The organism is Lacinutrix sp., from assembly GCF_023299985.1.
GTDB lineage: Bacteria > Bacteroidota > Bacteroidia > Flavobacteriales > Flavobacteriaceae > Lacinutrix.
Map to the genome: position 1 here is coordinate 1 of NZ_JALZVX010000028.1, position 3119 is coordinate 3119.

The window sequence follows — 3119 nt, forward strand, 5'->3', positions numbered from 1 at the left end:
TAAAATTTTTAATTTAAAAGGTTCACTGTAACGTCTAATTACTTTGTCATTTCTATACATAATGTTTAAAATTATGTAGCCTTATTTCAGGACGGGTCATAATTGTACACAACGTTTGTGTGTATGGTTTGTTGCGTGGTTTAAGCAGTAAAGTTAGTAAATAAATCACAGATAGAATGTCCGCGAGGACATTCCCAAGTAAGCTAAAAGCCAGCAATAAATTATACACGTTGTTACCTGCAGGCTTTTTAATTCAGTTTCTTATTCAATATAATTCAGAACGTCTCTTAATATTATGACTGTAATTATAGAGATTAAGAAAAGTAACCCAAAAATCATAACAGCATTTGGTATAATTGAAGTCCAAAGTTTTGAATTAATCAGAATTTCATATTCGTTTTCATTTTTTAAATAATAAATTTCTTTTCTTTCAGGTAAAGGTCTAGTTGATTTATTAGTCAGACCAGAAGAGTGAGTTTTTTCAATTAATTTTCCGTCTGCGTTTTTAAATCTAAAACGAGGATAATAATAAGTAGTTCTTTCGTTTTTAAATTCAGAAATCTCTTTTACATAACTAATAATTTCGGCGTTAATTTTTGTTCCGTTTTTTTTGAAATTTCGAACATCTTTTTTTAAATAAATTCCAATTCCGAAGAATAGAATTCCTAATGTAGTTAATACGATTATTGTCATTAAGAGTGGTTTTTAGCTTGCAGGTAACGGCTAGTATATGAAAAGTAGCGCTGAAAATAAGCGTTAATTTTTCGGATGATACACAAGCCGAATTTTTAAATTTTACTATTTATCTTTTTTTATTGGAAATCGTCAAATTTAAAAATTTGGCGACTTTCCAAAAATGCACAAACCTAAGTGTTAGCAATGGCTTGCGCTATTTTTTATATACATTGTTGGCAACAGGCTTTATTTCATTCCAATATTTTTTCAGCATTCTAATGATTTTATCTTCTTCTTCCTGCAAGTTTTTTGAGTCTGTAGTATTCCCAAATAGAATATAACCAACTAGATTCTCTTTATCAAAATAAGCATAGGTTGAGTGACCAGCATTTTCTCCGCTATGCCCAATAGATTTAGAATATACTTCCCAAAAAATTCCTGAAACAAATTTTTTATCTATTTGTTGAGTCATCATTTCTTTGTAGCTCTCCGAGCTTAAAATGTTACTTTTTCCAGAATATCCACTAATAATTGTGGACAGATAATTTCCGAAATCCACAACATTGGTTACAAAACTTCCATCTGGATATCCAATCTCTTTAAATTCAGGTAATGGTGTTCTATTACCATAAAGAGTTGATTTCTGTTTTGATTGCGCCGAATCAAATAACCAGTTTGAATTACTCATTTTCAACGGTTCTAATATATGTTTTTGAACAAATTCATAATACTTTATTCCTGTAGTTTTTTCAATTACATAGGCAGTAATAGACGCATTATTATTGCAATAATTGTATTCGGTCCCTATATTTTCTTTTGAAAAATTATTTTTCTTATACCAAATTCCATCTGTACTATAAATGTTTTTAAGAAAGTCAATCAATGGGATTTCTTTATTCTCATCGCATTTTCGGCACCAATTACTTGAAAAGTATTTTTTTGCTTTTGTTGGAAGTTCGGAAAAGTTTGAATTGAAAAGCATAGTCTTTGAATAACTACGCGAATCTTTTAAACTTGAAGAATGTGTAGCCAAATTACGAATAGTTATTTTGCTATTTGGAAAATAAGGATTGATAATTTTAAATGGTAGATAATCATTTATGTCATCATCTAAATTGAGCTTTCCCATTTCTTGAGCTTTCATTAAAGCAACTCCTGCCAAAGTTTTAGAAATAGAAGCAATTGGCTGTACTGTGTTTCTTGTGTAGAGTTTCTTTTTTTCTTTGTCAGAGTAGCCGAAACCTTTGGCATACAAAATACTATCTTGGTTAACAATTGCGACTGAAAATCCGACAATTGAATTTTTATCCGACAATTCGGTTAATTCTTTTGTTAGGGAATCAGTCTGAAACCCTTTATTCGATTGAGCAATCACAATGTTTGTAAAAAGTAAGAATGTCCAAATTAGTAACTTCATTTTCTTGATTTTTTCAGCTTGTTGCCAACGGTCTTGTATATAGCTCGTAGCGTGCAAATTAATCATTGTTTTTCCGCTAAGCACGAGCTAGATTTTTAAATTTTACTATTTATCTTTTTATTGTAAATCGTCAAATATAAAAATTTGGCGACTTTCCAAATATGTCGAAACTTCGATTAAACAACTAATTAGCTATGAACTATATGCGTTGTTGCCCACAGTTGTTCTGCATTCAGCTATTCTTTTATTATTCTAAAATAATTGCCCACAATCATTTTGTTAATCTTCGTAAGTAAATGTTCTTGGATTAGATGTAGCAACATTTCCGCTCGCGTCTGTTGCAGTAAATACAACGTTGTAAATTCCAGCATTATTTGTACTGAAATTTTCCGAAATCAAAAGTTGAGTGTCACTATTCGGCGTGCTTTCTGCATTGTCTTCCAAAATAATAATTCCAGCACTATTCGTAACTGTTAATCGCATTGTTGCTATCCTCGTTTCGTCCACACCTTGCGCACTTAAATTTACTAATTCAGGACCTAATCCGTTTCCTAAATCTGTTGAGAATGTTTGGTTTAAATCTGGACTTTGTATTGAAATTGTTGGTGCAGTTGTATCTGCGTTACTGTCGTCATCGCTTGAGCAATTCATAAATGTCATTCCGATTGCCACTAAAGCACTTAAAAATATTGTTTTTTTCATTCGTTTGTTTTTGTTCATAATGTTTGTTATCAATTGTGGGCAACGGATTTGCATATGAGCAGTGCGGAGGAAGAAAGGCATTAGCCTTTCGGACGGACACGAGCTGATTTTTACAAATTTCGATTATTAATTTTTTTTAGCAATAAGTCGAATTTGTAAAAATTCGGCGGTCTCCCAAATATACCCTAACTTTTTATTAAGCTCAAACTCCCGCATTGCTTATATGCGTCTTAACTTAGCATTTCACTAAATTAGATATATAAATCATAAAGAACCAAAGAGAGGAATAAGGTTATGATATACGTAGAGACATAGATCTCGTCAA

Annotated in this window: 3 protein-coding genes; all 3 read right to left on the bottom strand. The window is 31.3% G+C overall.

Annotated elements, in window-relative coordinates:
• Positions 1 to 261 precede the first annotated feature (261 nt).
• Positions 262 to 693 carry a hypothetical protein gene (locus Q0C58_RS01705; protein WP_290696675.1) on the bottom strand — a complete coding sequence of 144 codons (432 nt, stop codon included), beginning with the start codon at positions 691 to 693 and terminating at the stop codon, positions 262 to 264.
• A 196-nt stretch (positions 694 to 889) separates the two neighbouring features.
• Entirely contained in the window at positions 890 to 2176 is a 1287-nt protein-coding gene (locus tag Q0C58_RS01710; RefSeq protein ID WP_290696677.1) for a serine hydrolase domain-containing protein, read from the bottom strand.
• Positions 2177 to 2371: 195 nt separating this feature from the next.
• The gene (locus tag Q0C58_RS01715) at positions 2372 to 2794 is read right to left on the bottom strand and encodes a hypothetical protein (protein WP_290696679.1); all 423 of its coding nucleotides are present in this window, start codon (positions 2792 to 2794) and stop codon (positions 2372 to 2374) included.
• Between the last annotated feature and the right edge of the window lie 325 nt (positions 2795 to 3119).

Coding starts and splice junctions, on each gene's coding strand:
- Q0C58_RS01715 (WP_290696679.1), bottom strand. CDS start 2,794: ATGAAAAAAACAATATTTTTAAGTGCTTTAGTGGCAATCGGAATGACA.
- Q0C58_RS01705 (WP_290696675.1), bottom strand. CDS start 693: ATGACAATAATCGTATTAACTACATTAGGAATTCTATTCTTCGGAATT.